Raw genomic sequence first — 22,456 nt, forward strand, 5'->3', positions numbered from 1 at the left:
GTGGACCGTCTCAGCACCAGGCTCTTCCCCGTGCACCCGGACCAGCGCACCGCGGCGCAGAGCTGGATCGAACACGGGGAGCGCACGCCCCTCAAGGCCCGGCCGGCGTCGTCGGTCGTCCTGCTTCGCGACAGCGCCATCGGTACGGAGACCTACCTCTCGTACCGCCGCGGGCAGTCGCCGCTCGGAGTGATCGGGTTCCCTGGTGGCAGCATCGAGGAATCCGACGACGACGACCTCCCGTGGTTCGGCCCCACGCCGTCGGCCTGGGCGAAGACGCTCGGCGTCGACGATCACCGCGTGGCGCGCCGGCATGTGCTCTGCGCGATCCGGGAGCTCTTCGAGGAGACAGGAGTGCTGCTCGCCGGCCCCGATGCGTCGTCGATGGTCGAGGGCACGCAGGCCAAGGAGTGGATGAAGGCCCGCGTGGCCATCAACGAGGGTGAGTGCCGCTTCACCGACATCCTCACGCGTCGGGGCCTCGGCGTTCGCACGGACCTGATCAAACCGCTCTCGCACTGGCTCACCCCCGACTTCGCGCACCGCCGCTTCGACACCCACTACTTCGCTGCAGCGCAGCCGGTGAATCAGGAACCGAGCATCCTCGCCAGCAAGGGTGTCTGGGGGCAATGGCGCTGGGCTGCGCAGGAGGTCGCGGACCGTGACACCACGAAGCTCGGTGACGAGGTGGGGCAGCCCAACACAGTCGGCCGGACGCTCAGCGAGCTCGCGGTCCCCGCGGTGGAGATCATCCTCGAGAAGATCGGGTCATCGCGCGGCTGCATCGCGTACCTCTCGCACAAGCGGCCGGTGAAGGTGTACCACCCGCAGCTGTCCGAGCAGGAGGGGAACCTCATGCTGCAGGTCGAGTGTCCGAAGCTCACCGAGGGCGGATCGTTCCAGCGCGGTCGCTGACAGCAGGGCGCGTACCGACGGGCACTGCCCGCAAGGGTTCGCGTCGACGGTTCCGCCTGTCCTCCCGGCAATGGTGGAGGACGAAGGGTCTCGCATACAGGAACGGCACCTGCCAGGGGCAGGTGCCGTTCCTGTATGCGACCGATGGGTCAGCGGCTGCGTTGCCGCAGGCGCTGGATGTCGAGGATGACGACGGCGCGCGCCTCGAGGCGCAGCCAGCCACGCTGCACGAACTCGGCGAGGGCCTTGTTGACCGTCTCACGCGAAGCGCCGACCAGCTGAGCCAACTCCTCCTGCGTCAGCTCGTGGGCAACGAGGATGCCGTCCGTGGCAGGCCTGCCGAAACGGTCCGCGAGATCGAGCAGAGCCTTCGCGACCCTGCCGGGGACGTCGCTGAACACGAGGTCGGCGAGAGATTCGTTGGTGCGGCGCAGCCGTCGGGCGAGGGCCTGCAGCAGCTGGGCCGACACCTCCGGCCGGGTTTCGAGGAGCGTGCGCAGGTTCTCGTTCTTCAGGCCCGCGAGTCGCGTCTCGGACACTGCGGTCGCTGTCGCGGTGCGGGGGCTGGGATCGAAGAGGGCCATCTCGCCGAAGAGCTCGCCCGGGCCGAGGATCGCGAGAAGGTTCTCGCGCCCGTCCTGCGCCGTGCGGCCGAGCTTGATCTTGCCGGAGACGATGAAGTACAGCTGGTCGCCCTGGTCGCCCTCGCGGAAGACCGACGAGCCGCGGGGGAGGTCCACCTCGATCAACTCGTCCGTGAGTGCGGCGAAGACGTCGTCTCCGAGTGATGCGAAGAGGGGCGCCCGGCGCAGTACCTCGATGTCCATGAATTCTCCTGATGCGTCTCTAGTGCGTCGTCCTGCGGCTGTCCCCGCTGTCTTCTCCTGTCCATCTTGCCGTACGGGAGCGGCTGTGACGACTGATACACGGCGTGCGGCCCGTATTGCCGGCAGTGCACCCATTCCTCCCACCGTGCTCCCATGCTTGACGGCTAGAATCGCTCGCAGTGCCGGGAGCCATGCCGCGCCCCGTCGTTCATAGCCAGGAGAGAATGTACGTGCCGGAATTCAACCTCGCCGAGTTCACCCTCCTCGACCTCATCCTGGTGGTGGTCCTCCTCGGCTACCTCGTGAGCGGTCTCCGCAACGGGTTCCTCGTGACGCTGGGTGGCATCGCCGGCTTCGTCGCAGGAGCCATTGCGGCATTCTTCGCGATCCCCCTCGTCAGCGCCTGGGTGCCCGACAACCCCTGGCGCCTGATCGCGGTCATCGGCACGGTCATCGTCCTCATCATCGTCGGACAGGCCGTCGGTTCAGCGCTCGGCGCATCGATCCGCCGCTGGTCCGACTTCCCGCCGCTGCGCGTCATCGACCGGATCCTCGGCGGCGTGGTGAACGTCGTCGTCGCCGCTCTGGTCCTGTCGATGCTCGCTTTCAGCGTGGGGACGCTCGGCGTCCCGTTCCTGTCCCAGCAACTCGCAGCCTCGCAGGTCATCCGTGCCATCGACACCGCGACCCCCGGGCCGGTCCGCACCTGGATGGCGCAACTGAGGACTATCGCGGTCGACGACGGCATCCCCACGATCCTCGAGAGCGTCGGCCCCGTGGCCCCTGCCGAAATCCCCGACGAGTCGGTGGACACTCCCGAGCTCGCGGCGGCCGCCGCGTCTGTCGTCCGGATCACCGGCACCGCCTTCCAGTGCGGGCAGAACCAGACGGGCTCAGGGTTCGTCGTGGCGCCGGGCCGGGTGGTTACCAACGCGCACGTCGTCGCCGGAGTGAACGAGCCGGTCGTCGAGGTGCCCGGCGGTGGCGCGCTGCCCGGCCGCGTCGTCCAGCTCGACACGGCCCGCGACATCGCCGTCATCGCCGTGGACGACCTCGAGGCGGCGCCGCTTCCGCTCGGCGAGGAACTCGACAACGGATCGACGGTCGCCTTTGCCGGCTACCCGGCGGGTGGGCCCTACCGGATCCAGCCCGCGAGCGTGCAGGGCCTGTCGCCCGTGCTCGTGAACAACATCTACGGCGCCGACCCTCGGCCCCTACAGGTGTACAGCCTCGCTGCGAATGTCCAGCAGGGGAACTCGGGCGGCCCGCTGCTCGACCTGCAGGGCCGCGTCGCCGGAGTGGTCTTCGCCAAATCCACCGCAGAGGCCCCGGTCGGGTACGCCCTGTCACTGGAGGAGCTCCGGCCGATCGCCGAGAGTGCTCCGGCGTTGAATGACGCCGTCTCGGCAGGGCAGTGCACCCGCGGCTGACGCCCGGCTACAGCCACTCGATGGATTGCCCGTGCGGTCCCGTCCGGGCGACGGTCCGCCCGTTGTGCTGCAGGACGAAGCGGCCATCCCGTTCCCCGGGCGCCTTCTCCATCGCCCCGGCCACGCCGGCCAGGGTGCCCTGGCCCTCGTGTGAAAGCCAGTGCAGCGGCCGGGCTCGGTCCTCCGCGAGCCGCAGCATCGTGGTACGGAAGCGCTCCCGCCCGGCGGGGTCGAGGTAGGCGAGCACCGCGCTGTGGAAGACGACGACGACGGCGTCCGACGGCGCACGGTCGATCAGCGGAAGGACGTGCTCGTTGAGGTCGCCGCGGACGAGCAGTGGCGGGTCTGCCCTGACGACCCCCAGTGCGGCGCGCAACCGCTCGGCACGGAAGCCGTGCTCCGGCCAGACGAGCGCCTCGAGCCACCGGGTGTCGTCGTCGTTCTCGGCGTCCAGGGGGTTCAGGTCGACGCCGCTCCGCGACACGACCTCGGGGAGCCGGGACGGCCACGGCACGTCCCCCGACGCAGAGCATGTCAGAGGGGGTACCGGGGATCCTCCTGCGGGTTCCAGCACGGGGCCGGGGGAGTAGGAATAGGCGTACCGGTCGGGGTACAGGCACACGCCGGCCGATGCACCGACCTCGATCAGGGCCAGCGGCCTTCCCTCGGACGCACTGATCGCAGCCAGGGACGGGAGGAGGACGGCGCAACGGCCGGCCTCGTTGGTCTGGGTGCTGCGGCTCGCCATGACGTCGCGGATGCCGGGCCAGCGGTCGAGGACGAACGAGCGGAAGGAGGCGTAGTCGCCCAGCGGGGCACCCACGAAACGGGCCGCGCCCAGGAACAGGTTGGGCTGGCGGCGGGGGGGGGGGAAGGGTGTCGAGCAGGGCGAGGAGTTCCGGGTCGCCGCTGATGCCGATGCACCACTCGTCGTACGTCGGCGAGTAGCCCCGAGCCTCGATCTCCGCGAACCGCCTGTAGCGTACCGATGTTGCGGCGTCTGTTTCAGTCATCAGTCCTCCGGTTTCGGGGATGTATCGAGAGGATGACGTCCTCCGGGCGGGTGTTCCGCGATGCCAAATCGTAACCATGGATGCCCCGAAAATACCGCCACGGGACTCTCCGGAAGTTAGGCTCGTCACACGGATCAGCGCGTTCGCCGCTGTGGTCCCCATGGATACCGGTTACATCCGGTAGGAATCACTCGTTCACCAGGGAGCAACACATGTCTAACCGAGGCACATCCGTGCGAGGTGCAGGTTTCGCGAGGAAACGCGCTGCGCTCACCGCAGGATTCTCCATCGCCGCACTCCTCCTGACCGGCTGCGTGCAGAGCCAGCGTGAGGAGAACACCGGTGCCGAGGGCGAGAGCGCCGTCGACTCCACCTTCGTCTTCGCCGCGTCCTCGGACCCGAAGTCGCTCGACCCGGCCTTCGCCAGCGACGGCGAGTCCTTCCGTGTCAGCCGCCAGATCTTCGAGGGCCTCGTCGGCGTGGAATCCGGCACCGCCGACCCGGCTCCGCTGCTCGCGGAGTCCTGGGAGACTGCCGAGGACGGTCTGTCCACCGACTTCCAGCTCAAGGAAGGCGTCACCTTCCACGACGGCACCCCGTTCAACGCTGAAGCGGTCTGCTTCAACTTCGACCGCTGGTACAACTGGACCGGGATCCAGCAGGCCGAGACGACGTCCTACTACTACGGCTCCCTGTTCCGCGGCTTCGCAGACAGCCCGGAGAACGCCGTCTACGAGTCGTGCGAAGCCAACGGCGACAACGAGGTCACCGTCAATCTCGCCAAGCCGTTCGCTGGATTCATCGCCGCGCTGTCGCTTCCGGCCTTCGCCATGCAGAGCCCGACGGCGCTCGAGGAGTTCGCCGCGGATGAGATCGGTGGGACCGCCGAGGCGCCGTCCCTGAGCGAGTACGCCCTGGGCCACCCCGTCGGAACCGGTCCCTTCAAGTTCGATTCCTGGGACGTCGGGCAGCAGCTCGAACTGTCGATCTACGACGACTACTGGGGTGACAAGGGCCAGATCACCAACACCATCTTCCGCATCATCGACGATCCCCAGGCACGCCGCCAGGCCCTCGAGGCCGGCGACATCGACGGCTACGACCTCGTGGCTCCCGCGGACACCGAATCGCTCAAGGATGCGGGCTACAACATCACGCCCCGCGATCCGTTTACCATCCTTTATCTCGGCATGAACCAGGCAATCCCCGAGCTGAAGGACCCGAAGGTCCGCGAAGCCATCGCGCACGCGATCGACAAGGACGCGCTCGTCTCGCAGACCCTGCCCGAGGGCACGAAGGTCGCCACGCAGTTCATCCCGGAGGTCGTCGACGGCTACAACGAGGACGTCACGACCTACGAGTACGACCCCGAGCGTGCGAAGGAGCTCCTCGCCGAGGCCGGCTACCCCGAGGGCTTCGAGGTCACGTTCAACTACCCGACGAACGTCTCGCGTCCGTACATGCCGACCCCGGAGCAGGTCTTCACGAACCTGCAGGCACAGCTCAGTGAGGTGGGCATCACCGTCAACCCGGCTCCCGCCGCATGGTCGCCCGACTACCTGAACCAGGTCCAGGGCACACCGGACCACGGCCTGCACCTGCTCGGCTGGACCGGCGACTACAACGACACCGACAACTTCATCGGCGTCTTCTTCGGTCAGGAGAAGCTCGAATTCGGCTTCAACAACCCCGAACTGTTCGCGGCCCTCGACGAGGCCCGCGGCATCAGCGACCGCGACCAGCAGACGGAGCTCTACAAGGACATCAACGAGCAGATCGCCCAGTTCAACCCGGCCATCCCGCTCGCCCATCCGGCCCCCTCGCTGGCCTTCGCGCCCCGCGTCACCTCTTACCCGGCAAGCCCCGTCAACGACGAGGTCTTCACGGATATCGAGCTGAGCGAGTAGCAGCAGTACCGTCGTCCGGGCCGGCCATCGACGAGGTGGCCGGCCCGTGCTGTGCACAACCCCTGTCCGGCAGCAGCCGGTCAACCCGGAAGGAACTGAGTGTTACGCGTCATCGGTAAGCGGCTAGCGCTGCTCATCCCCACCCTGTTCGGACTGTCCATCCTGCTGTTCCTCTGGGTGCGCAGCCTCCCGGGCGGTCCGGCGACAGCGCTGCTGGGGGAGAAGGCGACCCCCGAGGCGATCGCCCGGGTCAACGAGCTCTACGGCTTCGACCGGCCCCTCATCACGCAGTACCTGACCTACATCGGCAAGCTGCTCCAGGGCGACTTCGGCGTGTCGATCAACACCGGGCGTCCCGTCCTCGAGGAGTTCGCCACCCGCTTCCCGGCGACCCTCGAGCTCACGGTGATCGCCCTGATCTTCGCCATCGGCGTCGGGGTGCCGCTGGGCTACCTCGCCGCGCGGCACTACGGCCGGTTCCTCGACCACAGCTCCGTGGTCCTGAGCCTCGTCGGCATCACCGTGCCCGTCTTCTTCCTGGCCTTCATCCTGAAATACCTCTTCGCCATCCAGTGGTCCCTCCTGCCTCCGGACGGCCGGCAGAGCCCCCGCATGGACGCGACGCACTACACGCAGTTCTACGTCCTCGACGGACTGCTCACGGGCGAGTACGACGCCGCGTGGGACGCCTTCCTCCACCTCATCCTCCCCGGGCTGGCTCTCGGCACCATCCCGCTGGCGATCATCGTCCGCATCACCCGGGCGTCGGTCCTCGAGGTACAGAATGCCGACTACGTCCGCACGGCGCGGGCAAAAGGACTCATGGAGCGGACCATCCGCGGGAGCTTCATCCTGCGGAACGCAATGCTTCCCGTCGTCACGACGATCGGGCTGCAGCTGGGACTGCTGATCTCGGGCGCGGTGTTGACCGAGACCGTGTTCGCCTTCAATGGGATCGGTCGGTTCCTGCGTGATGCGATCTTCGGGCTCGACTATCCGGTTCTTCAGGGCTTCATCATCTTCATCGCGATCCTCTACGCGCTGATCAACCTGATCGTCGACCTCTCCTACTCCGTCATCGACCCGAGGGTGCGTGTGCAATGAGTACCATCCTGCCTCCCGCCGCCGGCGGTTCAGCGGCTCCCAACGATCCCGCCATCGACACGGGGCGGGGCACCGGCCTGTGGAAGGACGCCTTCCTCCGGCTGCGCAAGAACCCGCAGGCGATCGTGGGCGCCGTCATCATCGGACTGTTCCTGCTCGTCGCGATCCTCGCCCCTCTCCTCGCGCCGTACGGCGGCAACGACCTCCCGGGGCGCACCTCGATCACTCCGACCACCATTCCGGGTCCGGGCGAGATCGAGGGATTCCCGCTGGGTCTCGACCGCTTCGGTGGTGACGTCCTCAGCAAGCTCATCTGGGGCGCCCAGGCCTCCCTGCTGATCGGGGTGGTCTCGACGGCGCTCGGACTCGCCGGCGGCATGCTGCTCGGCATCCTCGCCGGCGGCCTCGGAGGGTGGGTGGACAACGTGATCATGCGCTTCGTGGACATCCTGCTGTCCGTTCCCAATCTCCTGCTCGCGGTCAGTATCGCTGCGGTGCTGGGGCAGAGTTCCTACGCGATCATGATCGCCATCGGTGTCTCGCAGATCCCGATCTTCGCGCGGCTCCTGCGGTCCTCGATGCTCTCCCAGCGCGGCGCGGACTACATCCTGGCCGCTCAGACCCTCGGCCTGAGCCGCCGGACTATCACGATGAGCCACCTGCTGCCGAACAGCATGGGGCCGGTGATCGTGCAGGCGACCCTCACGCTCGCGACCGCCGTCATCGATGCGGCGGCGCTGTCCTTCCTGGGCCTCGGTGGTGGACTGCCCCAGGCAGCCGAATGGGGGCGCATGCTGACCTACGCCCAGGTCGAGCTCGCGGTCGCCCCGCAGCTGGCCTTCCTGCCCGGCGCCTGCATCGCCATCACGGCGCTCGGGTTCACCCTGCTCGGGGAGTCCCTGCGCGAGGCCCTCGATCCGAAGACCCGCAAGAAGTAGGCATCTGCGAATACGAGAAGCGGCCACCGAACGGGGATTCGGTGGCCGCTTCCGCGTGCGACGGCGGCTGCCGGGTAGGTGGAGTGTGCCGCGGTCGAGGACCGGGCGTGCCTGTTCCGGCGGAGCGGTCGCTTGTGCCGCGGTCGAGGACCGGGCATGCCTGTTCCGGCGGAGCGGTCGCTTATGCCGAGGTCGAGGACCGGGCGTGCCTGTCCAGGCGGTGTGGGTCGGTGAGTAGACCGGCGTCCCAGTCGCCCGCCGTCGCCGCAGCCCGGTACGTCGCGCGCAGGAACTCGAGCAGTGCGGCGTCGGGATCCTCCGCACGGCGCACTGCCTCGTACGGCAGCAGGAACTGTCGGAACTCGGCGCTGTAGTAGGCGCCTTCGACGTCGATGGGCGTCTCGCGGTAGCCCTCGGGTTCCGGGTACGCGTACGAGTAGAACGCGCCCTCCTCCCCGCCGCCCGGCCAGAACCCGCAACTGGAGAGCTCGTGGGAGTATCCCTCCTCCATGACCCAGTCGGCGCAGTTCGGGGCGCCACCGGGATGGGTGGGAGCCGATCGGCCGGAGAAACGCGTGCACGCCAGGTCCATGCCTCCCCAGAAGAAGTGCACGGGGCTGACCTTTCCGAGGAACTCCGCGCGGAAGCGGGTGATCACGCGCTCCGCCTGGATCAGCTGCCGCCAGAATGCCGTCACGGCCTGCGCGTCGTAGGACGCGTGGTGGTGGTCCTCCGCGAAAGGAACGGCGGGATCGACCTCGGTGGGTACCGGCCGGATGGGTGCATCTATGCCGAGTTCGGCCAGGGCCGTCAGTGTCCGCTCGTGGAACCGGGCCACGGACTGCGGCTCGAGGGGCACGCTGCGGTCCTCACCGGACGAGCTCCTCACGAGCAGGCGGTGGGCGACGACGTCGAACTCCAGGTCGAACATGCCGTGCCGGTAGGGGATCGACGACGTGCCGAGACCACGAGGGGTCACGTAGAGCGGCACCTGCCACCAGTGGTTCACCAGCGGAGCATGCGCCATCCTGATCTTGCCGACCACCTGCATCCACATGTGCAGGGTCGCCTGGGTGTCCTGCCAGTCCGCTACGCGCAACTCGGGCCATTCGCCCGTCGTTCCATCCGTGGTGCCCCGCTCGGTCATCATGTCCTCCGTCGTCGTGATGTGCCTGTCGTTCATGCTCCCGGGCACCCACAGTCGCCCGACGGCAGCCGGTGCCGGGATGCCATGACGGCCCCCACGCGCAGGCTTCCGTTTCCGATCAGCTGACAAGTGGCGCTAGGACGCCAGCTCTTGGGGGATATTGAGCTCGTTGCCGGGGATCGAGGCCAGAAGCTTCCGCGTGTAGGGGTGTCGCGGGTTCTGGAAGACCTCCTCGGAGCTTGCCGCCTCCACCAGTTCGCCGTCCTTCATCACGCAGACGTAGTCCGAGATGAGGCGCACCACGGCGAGGTCGTGCGAGATGAAGAGGTAGCTCAGCCCCAGTTCGGACTGCAGGTCGCCGAGGAGTTTGAGGATCTGCGCCTGCACCAGCACGTCGAGCGCGGAGACCGGTTCGTCACACACGATGAGCTCCGGCTGCAGGGCGAGGGCGCGCGCGATCGCCACGCGTTGCCGCTGCCCGCCCGAGAGCTCCGCCGGATAACGCCGCAAGGCGTTCTGCGGCAGCGACACCTGGTCCATCAGCTCACGCACGCGCGCCGCACGTTCCTTCTTCGACCCGCGCTTGTAGGCATTGAGCGGCTCCTCGACGATGCGCTCGATCGTGAACATCGGGTTCAGGGAGGAGTAGGGGTCCTGGAAGATGGGCTGCACGCGCTGGCGGAAGTCGTTGAGCTGCGCCTTGTCGAGGGTCGCGACGTCCATGCCGTCGAAGGTCATGGTGCCCGACGTCGGCTCGATCAGCTTCAGGAGCATGCGGGCCGTCGTCGTCTTGCCCGAGCCCGACTCTCCGACGATCGCCACAGTCTTTCCGCGCGGGACGTCGAGCGTGACGTTCTTCGCCGCGTAGAAGTCCTCCTTGCTGCCCCGGCGCTTGTAGATCTTCGTGAGGTCCCGGATCTCGACGATGTTGGCGGGAGCGGCCGGAACCGCCTGCCCTTCGGAGCTGCCGGCCCCGACCGGAGCTGCGGGGCGGTCCGACGACGACGTCGCAACGTGGGTTCCGGTGCCTCCGCGGGAGGAATCGGAGTCGGAGCCCGCGGTGACGGAATCAGCCACGCGTCGGCCACTGCCGTCCGGGAGCACCGCGCCCGTGCTCCCGCTCTGGTGCCCGGCTTCGTGCTCCGCGAACACGGCTTCAGCCAGCTTGAGCCGGGTTGCCGCATCCGCGGTGAATGCGCCCGGCCGCAGGCGCACGGCCGCGACACTCGGCGCAGCCCGTACGAGTGACTGCGTGTAGGGGTGTTGCGGGTCGTTGAGCAACTGGTCCGCAGGGCCGGTCTCGACAACCCGGCCCCGGTGCATGACCACGAGTTGCGAGGCACGCTCGGCGGCGAGGCCGAGATCGTGGGTGATCAGGAGAACCGATGTGCCGAGTCGCTCGGTCATCGTCTCTATCTGGTCCAGGATGGTGCGCTGCACCGTCACGTCCAGGGCAGACGTCGGCTCGTCGGCGATGAGCAGCCGCGGCTGGCAGGCGAGGCCGATCGCGATGAGCGCCCGCTGGCGCATGCCGCCCGAGAACTCATGCGGGTACTGCTTGGCGCGCTCGCCCGCATCCGGGAGCCCGGCGGCCGTCAGTACCTCGATGACACGCTGCTTGACGTCCTTCTTGGTCGCCATGCCGTGCACCAGGAGTGTCTCGGCGACCTGCGTGCCGATCTTCGTCACCGGATTCAGGTTGGACATCGGATCCTGCGGCACCAGGCCGATGGCCCTGCCGCGAATGGAGCGCATCCTCGCCTCCGACAGCTTCACGAGGTCCTGTCCCTCGAACAGGATGCTGCCCGAGGTGACCCTGCCGTTGCCCGGCAGCAATCCGATGCACGCCATCGCCGTCGTCGACTTGCCCGAGCCGGACTCGCCGACGATCGCCAGGGCGCTGCCGCGCTTGAGCGTGAAGCTCGCGTCCTCGACCGCCTGCACCTCGCCATGCGTCGTCCGGAAGCTCACTGCGAGATTCCGCACCTCGAGCAGGGGTGCGTCGGGGTCATGGGGCTGGTCGGTCGCGCTCTCGGCGGGAGTGATGTCCGTCATAGCACCATCGTGCCCTATGAGCGATCTCGTCACCGTCCAACGGGCGGCGACGGAGCTAACTTTCTGGTGACGATGCGGAACCGGCAGCCGTCGCCACGAGCCGTCCGGCGAGATGGTCCACCGCCAGGCGGTAGCCGTCGATGCCCGCTCCCACGATCACGGTGTCGGCCACCGCGGAGATGTAGGAGTGGTGACGGAACTCCTCGCGTCGATGCACATTGCTGATGTGGACCTCCACGACCGGTAGCGCTACGCCGGACAGGGCATCACGGATCGCGATCGAGGTATGGGTGAACGCCCCCGCGTTGATTACGATGCCGTCCACGGTCAGCCGGGCGGCGTGGATCGCATCGATGATCTCGCCCTCGTGGTTGGACTGCATCGCCGTCGTGGTGCAGCCGTGCTGCTGCGCTGCGGTCTCCGCGAGGCGGACGACGTCGTCGAGCGTGGACGAGCCGTAGACGGACGGTTCCCGGCTGCCGAGCAGATTCAGGTTCGGTCCGTTGATCACGAGGATGCTGGGTGCGCGCGCGGGGGTCATGCCCTAACTATGCCGCACCTGCTCGGGTACCCACCGGATCGATGAGGCGGGAACGCAGGCGTACCGCGCCGAGGGCGCCGGCAACCGTCACGAGGCTCATGGACGCGAGCACGACGCCGGGGTGCCACCAGGCGCCGTCCGTGGCGATTCCGAACTGCTGCGTGATCGACGGCGCAAAGCCGGCGACGATCGCGGCGATGCTGTAGGCGAAGGAGAGCGCTGTGAACGCCGTCGCAGGCTTGAAGATGTCAGCCATCAGTCCGCCGAGCGCTGCCCAGCTGGCCGTCGGGAGGATTCCGCCGAGGATGATCGCGGCGATGTACATCGGTTCGGTGGCGATGCTGATGATCCAGTACAGCGGAAAGGCGATGAGCGCGGTTCCGAGAGCGCCCCCCGCGACGACCTTCGCCGAGCCGATGCGCGTCGCGAGGAAGCCGAAGGCCGGGATGGTGACGAGTTGCAGGATCGACCCGACGAGGGCCGCATTCAGAACCGTCTCCTGCGACAACCCGAGCGTCTGGGTGCCGTACGCCTGCGTGTAGGTGACCATCAGGAAGTAGGACCCGATGCCGAGCACAGCTGAGGCGATCGCGACCACGATGGCGGCGGGCTGGGACTTCAGGACTTCCAGGAACGGGACGCGGGGCAGTGCTTGCTTCCGGCTCGTCTCCTTGAACACGGGCGTCTCATCGATGGCGAGGCGGAGGTAGATCGCCACGGCAAGGAAGGGAAAGGCGAGCAGGAAGGGGATCCGCCAACCCCACGTGGTCATGACATCGGGTGCGACGACGGCGAGGATCAGGAAGATGGCCGAGATCAGCATGGTGCCGACGGGGGAGCCGAGCTGCGGGATGGACGCGTAGAGCGCTCGCTTGCGGGGCTCGGCATGCTCGGTTGCGATGAGGATGGAACCGCCCCATTCACCACCGAGTGAAAGACCCTGCAGCAACCGCAGCGCCGTGAGGATGATCGGTGCCCAGATGCCGATGGTGTTGTAGTCGGGCAGCAGTCCCACGGTCCCGGTCGCGACACCCATCAGCGTGATGGTCCAGATGAGGGTCCGCTTGCGCCCGATCCTGTCGCCCAGGTGACCGAAGAGGATCGCGCCGAGAGGGCGGGCGACGAAGCCCATCGCGAAGACGAGGAAAGCGGAGAGGGTGCCGGCCAACGGATCCTGCTCAGCGAAGAAGACTGTGTTGAAGACGAGCGCGGCTGCTGTGCCGAACACATAGAAGTCGTAGGACTCGAGGGCGGTTCCGACGAAAGAGGCTCCGGCGACGCGACGGGCCATGCGCGGATTCGATACGGGGGGCTGCTGCACGGTTGTGGACACGGTGAAATTGTCCTCTCGCCCTCTGCCCTGGGCCATCTTTCACGACGAACATCACACTGCCCTGTGATTTGCCGCTTTCGGGAGCGCGGGCCGGCGCTGGAAATGCTCCTCGTCGCCTTCCACTGAGGGTTCTTCCCGGGGCGCGACTTCCCGCGCTGCATTCCGCGAATCCGGCCGGAGGTAGGGTTACCAGCTGGTAACCCTCGGGGCGGGCGGATAGCCAGGCTCCACGACCGAAGGATGGACAGCATGAGTGCTCTGTACACAGCAGTGGCCACGGCAACCGGCGACGGGCGGAACGGTGCAGCCCGCACCGACGACGGGCAACTCGTCGTCGACCTGGCCGTGCCCAGGGAGATGGGCGGTCCTGGAGGAGCAACTAATCCGGAGCAGCTCTTCGCCGTCGGCTACGCAGCGTGCTTCCACAGTGCCCTGAAGCTCGTCGCGAGCCGCAGCAAGGCTCGGATCAGTGATACAGCCGTCACAGCGGAGGTCAGCATCGCTCCGGTCGAGGGCGGTGCGTTCCAGCTCGCCGTCGCCCTGCATGCGGAGATCGGCGGGGTGGACCAGGAGACGGCGGACCGGCTCGTCGAGCAGGCACACCAGGTGTGTCCGTACTCGAACGCGACCCGCGGCAACATCGAGGTCACCGTCGACGCGACGATCGGCTGATTTCTGTCCCGCGCGTCACCGGTGTCGTCCCGCCGGTAGGAGGAAGGACCCCAGCAGATGCAGGGGTCCTTCTCCTATCCCGGCCTCGAGCCCCGGGGCCGTACCCGCCCCGTTACCTCCTGAGCGAGCCCTACTTCCTCAGCGAGACTGCGATCTGCTGCATGATCGTGGGATCCGACAGCGTGGTCGCATCGCCCACTTCCCGACCCTCGGCGACATCCTTGAGCAGCCGGCGCATGATCTTCCCGCTGCGTGTCTTCGGCAGTTCGGGGACCACCAGGATGTTCCGCGGCTTCGCGATCGGGCCGATCTCCTTGCCGACGTGGTTGCGCAGCGTGGTGACGATGTCGTCGTCGTCCTTCGCGGAACCGCGCAGGATGACGAACGCGACCACCGCCTCGCCCGTCGTCTCGTCGCTCGCCCCGACGACAGCCGCTTCCGCCACGGACGGGTGACTCACCAGTGCTGACTCGATCTCGGTCGTGGAGAGTCGGTGGCCCGAGATGTTCATGACGTCGTCGACCCGGCCGAGGAGCCAGATGTCGCCATCGCTGTCCTTCTTCGCGCCGTCACCGGCGAAGTACATCGCGTCGAAGCGGGACCAGTACGTGTCCTTGAACCGCTGCGGGTCACCCCAGATGCCGCGCAGCATGGCCGGCCACGGTTCGCGGATCACGAGGTAGCCGCCCGATCCGTTGGGCACCGACTCGCCCATCTCGTCCACGACGTCCACGGCGATGCCGGGGACGGCCACCTGCGCGGAGCCGGGCTTGGTCGCGGTGACTCCGGGCATCGGCGCGATCATGTGGGCACCGGTCTCCGTCTGCCACCACGTGTCGACGATCGGAGCCTTTCCGCCGCCGATGACCTCCCGGTACCACATCCACGCCTCGGGGTTGATGGGCTCCCCGACGGAACCGAGCACCCGGATCGACGAGAGATCGTACTTCTTCGGGATGTCGCGGCCCCACTTCATGAAGGTGCGGATGGCGGTGGGGGCCGTGTAGAGGATCGACACCTTGTACTTCTCGATGAGTTCCCACCACCGACCCTGGTGCGGCGTGTCCGGTGTGCCCTCGTACATCAACTGCGTCGCACCGTTCACGAGGGGGGCGTAGGTGACATAGCTGTGGCCGGTGACCCACCCGATGTCCGCCGTGCACCAGAAGACATCCGACTCGGGGCGCAGATCGAACGTGTTCCGGTGCGTGAATGCCGTCTGGACGAGGTAGCCGCCGGTCGTGTGCAGGATGCCCTTCGGCTTTCCGGTGGTCCCCGAGGTGTACAGGATGAACAGAGGGTGCTCGGCGTCGTGCGCCACCGCGATGTGCTCGTCCGGCGCGTTGCCGACGACGTCGTGCCACCAGACGTCGCGGCCCTCGGTCCACTCCACGGGCTCGTTGTTGCGGCGTACCACGACGACGTTCGTCACGGTGTGGCCCTCTCTCTCAAGGGCGCCGTCGACGGCCGGTTTGAGGGAGCTGGGCTTCCCGCGGCGGTAGGTTCCGTCGGAGGTGACCACGAGTTTTGCCTCCGCGTCGTCGATGCGACTACGAAGAGCGTCCGCCGAGAACCCCCCGAAGACCACGGAGTGGACGGCGCCGATCCGGGCACACGCAAGCATCGTGATCACGGCTTCGGGGATCATCGGCAGGTAGACGGCGACGCGGTCGCCCTTCTGCACGCCGAGTGATTCGAAAGCGTTCGATGCTTTCTTGACCTCCTGGGTCAGCTCCGCATAGGTGATGGTGCGCGTATCGCCCGGCTCGCCCTCGAAGTGGATCGCCACGCGGTCGCCCAGACCGGCTTCGACGTGACGGTCCAAGGCGTTGTACGCGGCGTTCACAGTTCCGCCCACGAACCACTTCGCGAAAGGTGCGTCCGACCAGTCGAGCGTCTCGGTGAAGTCCCTGTCCCACGTGAGGAGTTCCCGGGCCTGACGCGCCCAGAAGTCCGTTCCCTCGTTCCGAGCCTCGTCATAGAGGGACGGTTGGGCAACCGCATCCGCGGCGAACTCCTCGCTGGGCGGGAAGCGACGCTCCTCGTGCAGCAGGTTCTCGAAGGCGTCGCCTTGCCGTTCAGCGCTCATGTTCTACCCCTTTGTGACGTGTTCGGTGGTGGACGGGACGGGACCCAGTCTGGTGCGACGGCTTGCCGCACCACCACGTGCTCTAGGGGAACCCTATCGAGTTCTCCGCCTGCGCGTGTGCCCCGCGTCACAGGCCCTAGCCGAGTTGCGGTGATTGTGCGATGAGCGGCTTCCTGCCCGCGCAGTGCGTCGGTGGAGAAGGCCCGGGCCGGTGGCTAGGGTGGAAGGAGGTAAACGACGCCTTCGGCCATGGTCGGCGGCACCAGCGCGACGAACGGGAGTACGACATGACCGAACCAACCGAGGGGCAGCGCGATGCTGGCCCCTCCGAGACGGCTCGACAGGCGAACCTCGAGGGTGCTGGCCGATCGCCTGTCGCGACTGAGTCCACTGCTGGCGGTTCTCCATCCAGCGCTACGGAGCCGGTCGGAACCGCTGCGTCCGGAGCGCCTGGGCCGGACCAGGAACAGGGTTCGGGTCCGAGCAAGGCCCTCCTGGGTCCCTTCACACTGCGGGAACTGGTGTTCGGCGGTGGCGTTGCGCTCGTGTTCATCGGTACGTTGTTGCCCTTCGTCGACGGCATTGTGCGGTACATCAACTTCTGGAACAGCGTCCCGCTGTTCTTCGTGGGAATCGGGATACTGCTGCCCGTCATCGCGCTCGCACTCCTTGCGGGACGTCGGCTGGGGGGCACTGGCCTTCGCGTCGGTTCGCTGTCCGTCGACCAGTTCGCATCCGTTTCAGCGGTTCTGGCGGCGACCTTCTTCTTCCTGCAGACGGCCACGGACTTCCATGCCGGACCGATGGTGGCGCTGATCGGCTCACTGGGCATGGTGGCCGCGACTGTCGTCGGGCCGTTCCTGCCGATCATCAAGGACGACTTCGCTGGTCGGCCGGAGGTGCCGGCGCATCGTCTGGCACGCCCCATCGCCGCCGCGCGTCCCCGCCCCCCGAAGCCGCCGAAGCCCGCCGAAGCGAGCACGATCCCTGGAGCAGTGGGCCCTCGCTCCGGGCACCCCGGCCAGGCGGGTGTGAACCCGGCTGCCGCCGCGGTCCTTCAGAACGGTGCGGGTCTCTACGGGGCCGGCGGGGCCGGCGCCGTGGGAGCAGGTGCTGCCGCATCCGGGCAGTCTGGGCTGGCGGCAACGGGAGGCAGGCAGGCAGGGCAGGGCCTGGACGGAGCACCGGCCGGCGTGCACGCTTTCGGTAAGGATGTCGATCAGGACGTCGATCGGGAATCCGCTCACGACGAGACAGGCGAGGGCCGGGATCACCCGGTCGCGGCCGGCACACCGGAGGCGCGCTCGTCGCAGTCCCCGTCCAACGACCAGACGCGCCTGCAGGACGTCGCAGCCGACGACTCCACGCGCACGTACGCGACGGTCGGCCACTCGGAGGACCGGGGTCGGCAGGAGCCCATCACGGCGACGCGATCGGCGGAGGAAGAGCCTGTTGTCGAGGCCTTCTGGTTTGCCGTCGGGTCCCCGAGGCCCGTGTTCGACGAGCAGGCCGGGCGAGAAGTGTTCGCATTGCAGCCGGGCGACTGGGAGGTGGGAATCGAGGACCGCGGAAGTGAATTCCTCGTGCAGGACAAGCGCACGGGCGCGGTCGGCATCTTGCGCGACCTGCGCAACATCGAGCGCGCGCCCCGCGACTGAACCCTGGACCTCCGCCACTGATTCCCAGTGTTCGAGAGGTATCGCTGGAAGGAGAGGTGCACGTGGCAGGCAGGAAAGCGAAGACCGAGGAAGAGTCACCGGTCGCCCTCAAGCGCAGGGCGCGGAAGATCAACAGGATCCTGGCCGAGACCTACTCCTACGCGGTGGCGGAGCTCGACTTCCGCAACGCCTTCGAGTTGCTGGTGGCGACGGTTCTCTCGGCGCAGACCACCGACGTCAGGGTCAACCTCACCACGCCCACGCTGTTCGAGCGCTACCCCGATGCCCAGGCGCTGTCGGAGGCTGACGAGCTCGAGTTGCAGGAGATCATCCGGCCCACGGGGTTCTACCGGGCGAAGGCCAACAGCCTCCTCGCGTTGTCCCGTCGGCTGGTCGATGAGTACGACAGCGAGGTGCCGGGCCGGCTGGAGGATCTGGTGACTCTGCCAGGTGTGGGGCGCAAGACCGCGAACGTCGTCCTCGGTAACGCCTTCGGTGTCCCTGGCATCACCGTCGACACGCACTTCGGCCGATTGTCCCGCCGGTTCGGATGGACGGCCTCCGAGGATCCGGTCAAGGTGGAGCTCGAGGTCGGAGCTCTCTTCGACCGCCAGGACTGGACGATGCTGTCCCACCACGTCGTCTTCCATGGGCGTCGGATCTGTCATGCCAAGAAACCGGCATGCGGCGTGTGCCCGGTCGCTGCGCTGTGCCCGTCCTACGGGGAGGGAGAGACGGATCCCATGAAGGCTGCGAAGCTTCTCAAGTACGAACTCGCTCCGGGCAGGGAAGAGTTGCTCGACCTGATGCGCGCAGGACGAACGCGTGCAGAATTGCGCGAGGCCGGGTACGGTCTGGGTGCCTGAATCCCGACGTGCTCTGGTGGAGCACATTCCCCTGGTCCTGGCATGAGCGCTCGCGGCGAGCTGACCGAGTGGGTCGGACGGATGGGAAGCCCCGATGCCGTGCTGCTGCAGCCGAGTGGTTGGCAGTTCGGGGCGCTGGACCCCGAGAGGACCCGTCGCGCCGCCGTCCTCATCCTCGTCGGAGTTCGTCAAGGCGTGATACACCGCTCGGCCGGGGAAGCCGCCCGTGATGACCTCGACATCCTGTTCGTGATGCGCGCAGCGTCGCTCGCCAACCATCCGGGCCAAGTCGCGTTTCCGGGAGGTGCTATCGACCCGGGCGATGTGGACGAGGGGGCAGCGGCGCTACGCGAGGCGCGGGAGGAAACCGGGCTCGATCCGAAGGGCGTCGAGATTCTGGGAACGCTGCCGGAAGTCGGGCTCCCGATCAGCAACTTCCTGGTCACTCCGGTGCTCGCCTGGTGGGCGGAGGAGTCACCCGTCCACGCGGTCGACGCGGCCGAGTCCGAACTGGTCTTCCGATGTCCGGTCAGCACTCTTCTGGATCCGTCACGGCGGCGAACGGCCGTGGTGCGCAGAGACGGATTCGTGAGTCGCACGCCCGCTTTCCTGACGTCCGATGCAGTTATCTGGGGTTTCACGGCGCTGATGCTGGACGCGATGTTCGATGGCCTCGGCTGGACGCGGGCCTGGGACCGGTCGCGGGAGATGCCTGCACCGCTGTGAGACGGCCAGGCCCCGCTGCGCTGGCCGCTGGGCCTTCGATCCTCCCTGGCGCATAGCGCGCCACGGATGACGCGGGAAGCGCCGCGAGGTCTATGACGGTCTCGACCCGGTCCTTGGCGCGAAGGGTCGCTTCGAGCGCGGGCATCGTCCGGGGCGCCCGGAAGCCTGTCGTCCGCAGCACCGCAAACGCCTGCTCGGTCAGGTCACCTTTGACCGCACTCGAACCCAGCACGTTTCGGCGGACGTGCCACGCCAGTTGCTCCCGGGCGAGCGCCGCCGGGCTGGACAGGGCCACGGACACCGCCTTCGAGTCGAGGATCTGGATGCCGGCTTTCCCGAGCGGACGGACGATGCGGACGGCGGGTGCAAGCCGCGACAACGTAGCCGTCATGACCGGGGAGCGCAGCGCGGGGACGAGTGTCCGTTCCGCGGAGCGCGCGGCTGTTCCGAGCACAGCCGGTGTCCTGGCGAGGGCCTGCAGCCCGGCTGTGAGGCGAGTAGCTCCTGGCATGCGCGACGCGAATACCGAGGCGGTGCGCGCGAGCGCAGCGAGCCGCGTGAGCACCTGATGCACCCGTGCGATCATCTGCGCGGTGCGGGCGGCGCCGATGAGCGTGGTGATGGCTGCCGACCCTCCGAGTGTGACGAGGCTCAGTGCGGTGCCGGCCACAACCAGGCCGGCGCACTCCAGGGCGAACGACTGCGTTTCGTGGATCAACTCCTGATGAGCCGCTTCTACAGCCTCGGCGAGGGACGTACAGCCAGCTGCGATGTCGCGCGAGGCACGTGCGGTCTCGACTCCGGCTGAATTGATTGCAGCACTGCGCTCACGAAGGAGAGTGAGATCCTCGGCCATCAGGCCGTTCACCGCGTCCTGCGCCGAGCGGACAGGACCACTGACGCTCGCCTCGACGTCGTCGGCCAGAGTGCACCACGCAGTACCGGCTACCCGAAGCATCTCCGGGCTGCCCGTGGGCCAGACGACGCCTGCCAAGCCGGCGATGATGTCCCAGCACGGCGGGGGCCACCCTGGGTTGGCGCCACCGGCGGAAGGCAGGTTCGGAGCAGTCATATCCGGCACAGATGCCGGCAGCAGCGGCACGACAAGCTCGGACAACCCCATGGACGCTACGTACTCGGCATCGATGTAGTTACCGGCGGAGTAGGTGAGCGCCCGCGATGTGTCCGACGATGCGAGCGCGAGCTCCCGACAGGCTTCGAGGACTTCACGGGCCGCCCTGTCGTACGAAACCGACCACTCCGCACCCATCGCATCCCATCCCGCCATGCCGGCAGTGTGCATGAGCGCGGAGTTCGTCGACACCACCGCTTCGGAGATTCCCTGTCCCGCTACAGCAGCGAGGCCTGCCGCTTCCCCGTATCGGTTCGTATCGATTTTCAGGATGCTCACGCGCACCGTCCTTCCCCGTTCGTGATGTCACCGTACGGGCACTCCAGGAGTACCGGGAAAGGTGGCCGCGGTATGTGGACAAGCGGCGCGCGGACGGTACGGTCTGCCTACTTCGCGTCCGCGTAGGACATGACGGTGACGGTGTTGATGGAGAACTCGATGGGGATGTCGCCGAAGATCAGATGGGTGGCTGCCCGGGCAGCGTCCTCCAGGATGACTGCTGCATCGCCCGCCTGCTCCGACGGGACATGGAGGACCACCTCATCATGCAGGAAGAGGGCGATGCGGCTCCTTGGTTCCGGAATGCTGCTGGCTCTCAATCGACGCCGGATCTCGGCGAGCCAGCACAGCGCCCACTCGGCCGCAGAAGCCTGCACCACGAAGTTCCTCGTGAAACGACCCCGGGCGCGCGCGGCTGCATCCGCGCGGCGCTGCTCCTCCGCCGTCGTCGTCCGCTGCCTGGCACGCCATTCATCCGAGGCGGGCGGGCAGCCCCGGCCGAGGTAGCTCGACACGCCCTCTCCCGCTTCCCCTGATCTCGCGGCCGCCTCGACGACACCGATCGCCCGCGGGTACGCGCGCGTCAACTGCGGCATCAGCCGACCGGACTCGCCGCTCGTCGCGCCGTACATAGCTCCCAACATCGCGAGTTTGGCCTTGGCCCGGTCGCCGCCGAACCCCTGATCGGCAATCCCCTGATACAGATCCCTGTCCCTGGCTGCGGCGGCGAGCGCGGAATCCTGGCCGAGAGCCGCCAGGACCCTCGGTTCGAGTTGCGCCGCGTCGGCCACGATGAAGACATGCGCGTCGTCGGGACGGACCGCGTCCCGGACCTGTCGGGGAATCTGCAGGGCACCGCCACCGCGTGACGCCCACCGCCCGGACACCACGCCGCCCACCACGTACTCGGGCCGGAACCGGCCGTCGTGCACCCACGCGTCGAGCCAGTTCCAGCCGTTCGCCGTCATGAGCCTCGAGAGCTTCTTGTACGTCAGGAGTGGCGCGATGGCAGGGTGCTGTTGCCGCTCGAGCTCCCAGGAGCGTGTCGTCGTGACCTCGATTCCGGCCCTGTGCAGCGCGCGCAGAACCTCCTGCGGTGAGTCCGGGTTGAGCGAAGGGCTCGCGAGTACTGTCCGGAGCTCACCGGCGAGCCTTTCGAGTTCTGCCGGCCGCCTGCCCTCCGGCGGGCGCGGTCCGAGGGTGCGTTCGAGTAGGTCCTGGTGGACGTCCTTGCGCCAGGGGAGCCCCGAGTGTTCCATCTCGGCGGCGATGAGGGACCCCGCCGACTCGGCCGCCAGCAGGAGGTTGAGTCGTCCGGATTCTGTCGCTTCGGCAGCGGTGGCCAGCTGCTCGCCGAACTCCTCGATCACAGCGTCGAGTGCGGGGCCGGCGTGGTCGCGAGGCTCATCGAACAGCGAATGCTGGTTCGGCGGCGGTGGAGGTGGCAACAGGATCCGGGGCGGCTCGGTACCGTCGTCCGTCGTCGCGCTTGCCCTCGCCGCGTCGATGTACGGGGAAGGCCGACACGACCCCGAGTGCGCGAGGATGTTCCGTGTCAGGCCCAGGTCCCAGCACCGGTCGACGTCGACACCCGCGCGCAGGAGGTCCGGGTACCATTCCCGCGTGCTGTTCCAGACCCACCGAGGACGCCGTTCGTCTGCACGTGCTACCGCTTCCGCAAGCTGCTGGGGGTCGACGACGACTGCGTCACCGCGTCGGACTCCGCGTGCATCGAGGTCCTGAAGGGCGATGCCGGCCCCGCCGCCGGCACTCGACGGGACGGGCCCCACGGCTATGTACATCCCCTCATTGTCGGCCGACCCG

Annotated in this window: 18 protein-coding genes; 9 read left to right on the plus strand and 9 right to left on the minus strand. The window is 67.7% G+C overall.

The genetic code is table 11. The features are described from left to right. Positions 1 to 915: an NUDIX hydrolase gene (locus CXQ96_RS02105; protein ID WP_104116353.1), complete on the plus strand. Its 915-nt coding sequence runs from the start codon at positions 1 to 3 to the stop codon at positions 913 to 915. Between the two features lie 149 nt (positions 916 to 1,064). Here the strand turns inward: CXQ96_RS02105 and CXQ96_RS02110 are convergent, their stop codons facing one another. Further along, the gene (locus tag CXQ96_RS02110) at positions 1,065 to 1,742 is read right to left on the minus strand and encodes a Crp/Fnr family transcriptional regulator (RefSeq protein ID WP_087028341.1); all 678 of its coding nucleotides are present in this window, start codon (positions 1,740 to 1,742) and stop codon (positions 1,065 to 1,067) included. 224 nt (positions 1,743 to 1,966) lie between these two features. On the opposite strand from CXQ96_RS02110, the gene CXQ96_RS02115 reads away from it, so the two are divergent. Beyond that, positions 1,967 to 3,172: a MarP family serine protease gene (locus tag CXQ96_RS02115; protein ID WP_104116354.1), complete on the plus strand. Its 1,206-nt coding sequence runs from the start codon at positions 1,967 to 1,969 to the stop codon at positions 3,170 to 3,172. Between the two features lie 7 nt (positions 3,173 to 3,179). On the opposite strand, the gene CXQ96_RS02120 is transcribed toward CXQ96_RS02115, so the two are convergent. After that, a complete protein-coding gene (locus CXQ96_RS02120) occupies positions 3,180 to 3,995 on the minus strand; it encodes a DUF2332 domain-containing protein (RefSeq protein WP_258058736.1) in 816 nt (271 codons plus the stop codon). A gap of 402 nt (positions 3,996 to 4,397) precedes the next feature. On the opposite strand from CXQ96_RS02120, the gene CXQ96_RS02125 reads away from it, so the two are divergent. The 3 genes from CXQ96_RS02125 (at position 4,398) to CXQ96_RS02135 (ending at position 8,134) form a co-directional block, all read left to right on the plus strand. Continuing rightward, positions 4,398 to 6,092 carry an ABC transporter substrate-binding protein gene (locus CXQ96_RS02125; RefSeq protein WP_104116355.1) on the plus strand — a complete coding sequence of 565 codons (1,695 nt, stop codon included), beginning with the start codon at positions 4,398 to 4,400 and terminating at the stop codon, positions 6,090 to 6,092. 99 nt (positions 6,093 to 6,191) lie between these two features. Continuing rightward, entirely contained in the window at positions 6,192 to 7,196 is a 1,005-nt protein-coding gene (locus tag CXQ96_RS02130; protein WP_104116356.1) for an ABC transporter permease, read from the plus strand. Continuing rightward, complete coding sequence (locus CXQ96_RS02135; protein WP_104116357.1) at positions 7,193 to 8,134, plus strand: ABC transporter permease; 942 nt, start codon at positions 7,193 to 7,195, stop codon at positions 8,132 to 8,134. The genes CXQ96_RS02130 and CXQ96_RS02135 overlap by 4 nt, the downstream gene beginning before the upstream one ends. A gap of 181 nt (positions 8,135 to 8,315) precedes the next feature. Here CXQ96_RS02135 and CXQ96_RS02140 read toward each other — a convergent pair whose 3' ends face one another. From CXQ96_RS02140 to CXQ96_RS02155, 4 genes are all read right to left on the minus strand, one after another. After that, entirely contained in the window at positions 8,316 to 9,317 is a 1,002-nt protein-coding gene (locus CXQ96_RS02140) for a DUF5996 family protein (protein ID WP_258058737.1), read from the minus strand. Between the two features lie 99 nt (positions 9,318 to 9,416). Beyond that, positions 9,417 to 11,336, minus strand: a complete 1,920-nt coding sequence (locus tag CXQ96_RS02145) for an ABC transporter ATP-binding protein (protein ID WP_104116358.1) — start codon at positions 11,334 to 11,336, stop codon at positions 9,417 to 9,419. Positions 11,337 to 11,391: 55 nt separating this feature from the next. Next, entirely contained in the window at positions 11,392 to 11,877 is a 486-nt protein-coding gene (gene aroQ / locus CXQ96_RS02150) for a type II 3-dehydroquinate dehydratase (protein WP_104116359.1), read from the minus strand. 7 nt (positions 11,878 to 11,884) lie between these two features. Next, positions 11,885 to 13,168, minus strand: a complete 1,284-nt coding sequence (locus CXQ96_RS02155; RefSeq protein ID WP_258058738.1) for an MFS transporter — start codon at positions 13,166 to 13,168, stop codon at positions 11,885 to 11,887. Positions 13,169 to 13,459: 291 nt separating this feature from the next. Between CXQ96_RS02155 and CXQ96_RS02160 the strand changes: the two genes are divergently transcribed. After that, positions 13,460 to 13,882 carry an organic hydroperoxide resistance protein gene (locus CXQ96_RS02160; RefSeq protein WP_104116361.1) on the plus strand — a complete coding sequence of 141 codons (423 nt, stop codon included), beginning with the start codon at positions 13,460 to 13,462 and terminating at the stop codon, positions 13,880 to 13,882. Positions 13,883 to 14,012: 130 nt separating this feature from the next. Here CXQ96_RS02160 and acs read toward each other — a convergent pair whose 3' ends face one another. Further along, positions 14,013 to 15,971, minus strand: coding sequence for an acetate--CoA ligase (gene acs / locus CXQ96_RS02165; protein WP_104116362.1), 1,959 nt, complete (start codon positions 15,969 to 15,971; stop codon positions 14,013 to 14,015). Positions 15,972 to 16,258: 287 nt separating this feature from the next. Here acs and CXQ96_RS02170 point away from each other — a divergent pair, with 287 nt between their 5' ends. From CXQ96_RS02170 to CXQ96_RS02180, 3 genes are all read left to right on the plus strand, one after another. Beyond that, positions 16,259 to 17,629, plus strand: a complete 1,371-nt coding sequence (locus CXQ96_RS02170) for a PrgI family protein (protein WP_104116363.1) — start codon at positions 16,259 to 16,261, stop codon at positions 17,627 to 17,629. 62 nt (positions 17,630 to 17,691) lie between these two features. Next, the gene (gene nth / locus CXQ96_RS02175; RefSeq protein WP_104116483.1) at positions 17,692 to 18,495 is read left to right on the plus strand and encodes an endonuclease III; all 804 of its coding nucleotides are present in this window, start codon (positions 17,692 to 17,694) and stop codon (positions 18,493 to 18,495) included. A gap of 42 nt (positions 18,496 to 18,537) precedes the next feature. Next, positions 18,538 to 19,221, plus strand: coding sequence for a CoA pyrophosphatase (locus tag CXQ96_RS02180; RefSeq protein ID WP_104116364.1), 684 nt, complete (start codon positions 18,538 to 18,540; stop codon positions 19,219 to 19,221). On the opposite strand, the gene CXQ96_RS18005 is transcribed toward CXQ96_RS02180, so the two are convergent. Beyond that, a complete protein-coding gene (locus CXQ96_RS18005; RefSeq protein WP_146070793.1) occupies positions 19,133 to 20,632 on the minus strand; it encodes a hypothetical protein in 1,500 nt (499 codons plus the stop codon). The two genes, CXQ96_RS02180 and CXQ96_RS18005, sit on opposite strands and share 89 nt — an antisense overlap. Positions 20,633 to 20,739: 107 nt before the next feature. Beyond that, the gene (locus CXQ96_RS02195) at positions 20,740 to 22,434 is read right to left on the minus strand and encodes a bifunctional 3'-5' exonuclease/DNA polymerase (RefSeq protein WP_104116367.1); all 1,695 of its coding nucleotides are present in this window, start codon (positions 22,432 to 22,434) and stop codon (positions 20,740 to 20,742) included. Positions 22,435 to 22,456 lie beyond the last annotated feature (22 nt).

This window comes from Arthrobacter sp. B1805, assembly GCF_002929745.1.
Lineage (GTDB): Bacteria > Actinomycetota > Actinomycetes > Actinomycetales > Micrococcaceae > Arthrobacter_D.

Bases quoted from the DNA above. Each gene is read 5' to 3' on its own strand.
- CXQ96_RS02110 (WP_087028341.1), bottom strand. From the start codon at position 1,742: ATGGACATCGAGGTACTGCGCCGGGCGCCCCTCTTCGCATCACTCGGA.
- CXQ96_RS02115 (WP_104116354.1), top strand. From the start codon at position 1,967: ATGTACGTGCCGGAATTCAACCTCGCCGAGTTCACCCTCCTCGACCTC.
- CXQ96_RS02125 (WP_104116355.1), top strand. From the start codon at position 4,398: ATGTCTAACCGAGGCACATCCGTGCGAGGTGCAGGTTTCGCGAGGAAA.
- CXQ96_RS02135 (WP_104116357.1), top strand. From the start codon at position 7,193: ATGAGTACCATCCTGCCTCCCGCCGCCGGCGGTTCAGCGGCTCCCAAC.
- CXQ96_RS02140 (WP_258058737.1), bottom strand. From the start codon at position 9,317: ATGAACGACAGGCACATCACGACGACGGAGGACATGATGACCGAGCGG.
- CXQ96_RS02145 (WP_104116358.1), bottom strand. From the start codon at position 11,336: ATGACGGACATCACTCCCGCCGAGAGCGCGACCGACCAGCCCCATGAC.
- aroQ (WP_104116359.1), bottom strand. From the start codon at position 11,877: ATGACCCCCGCGCGCGCACCCAGCATCCTCGTGATCAACGGACCGAAC.
- CXQ96_RS02155 (WP_258058738.1), bottom strand. From the start codon at position 13,168: ATGGCCCGTCGCGTCGCCGGAGCCTCTTTCGTCGGAACCGCCCTCGAG.
- CXQ96_RS02160 (WP_104116361.1), top strand. From the start codon at position 13,460: ATGAGTGCTCTGTACACAGCAGTGGCCACGGCAACCGGCGACGGGCGG.
- acs (WP_104116362.1), bottom strand. From the start codon at position 15,971: ATGAGCGCTGAACGGCAAGGCGACGCCTTCGAGAACCTGCTGCACGAG.
- CXQ96_RS02170 (WP_104116363.1), top strand. From the start codon at position 16,259: ATGACCGAACCAACCGAGGGGCAGCGCGATGCTGGCCCCTCCGAGACG.
- CXQ96_RS02180 (WP_104116364.1), top strand. From the start codon at position 18,538: ATGAGCGCTCGCGGCGAGCTGACCGAGTGGGTCGGACGGATGGGAAGC.
- CXQ96_RS02195 (WP_104116367.1), bottom strand. From the start codon at position 22,434: ATGTACATAGCCGTGGGGCCCGTCCCGTCGAGTGCCGGCGGCGGGGCC.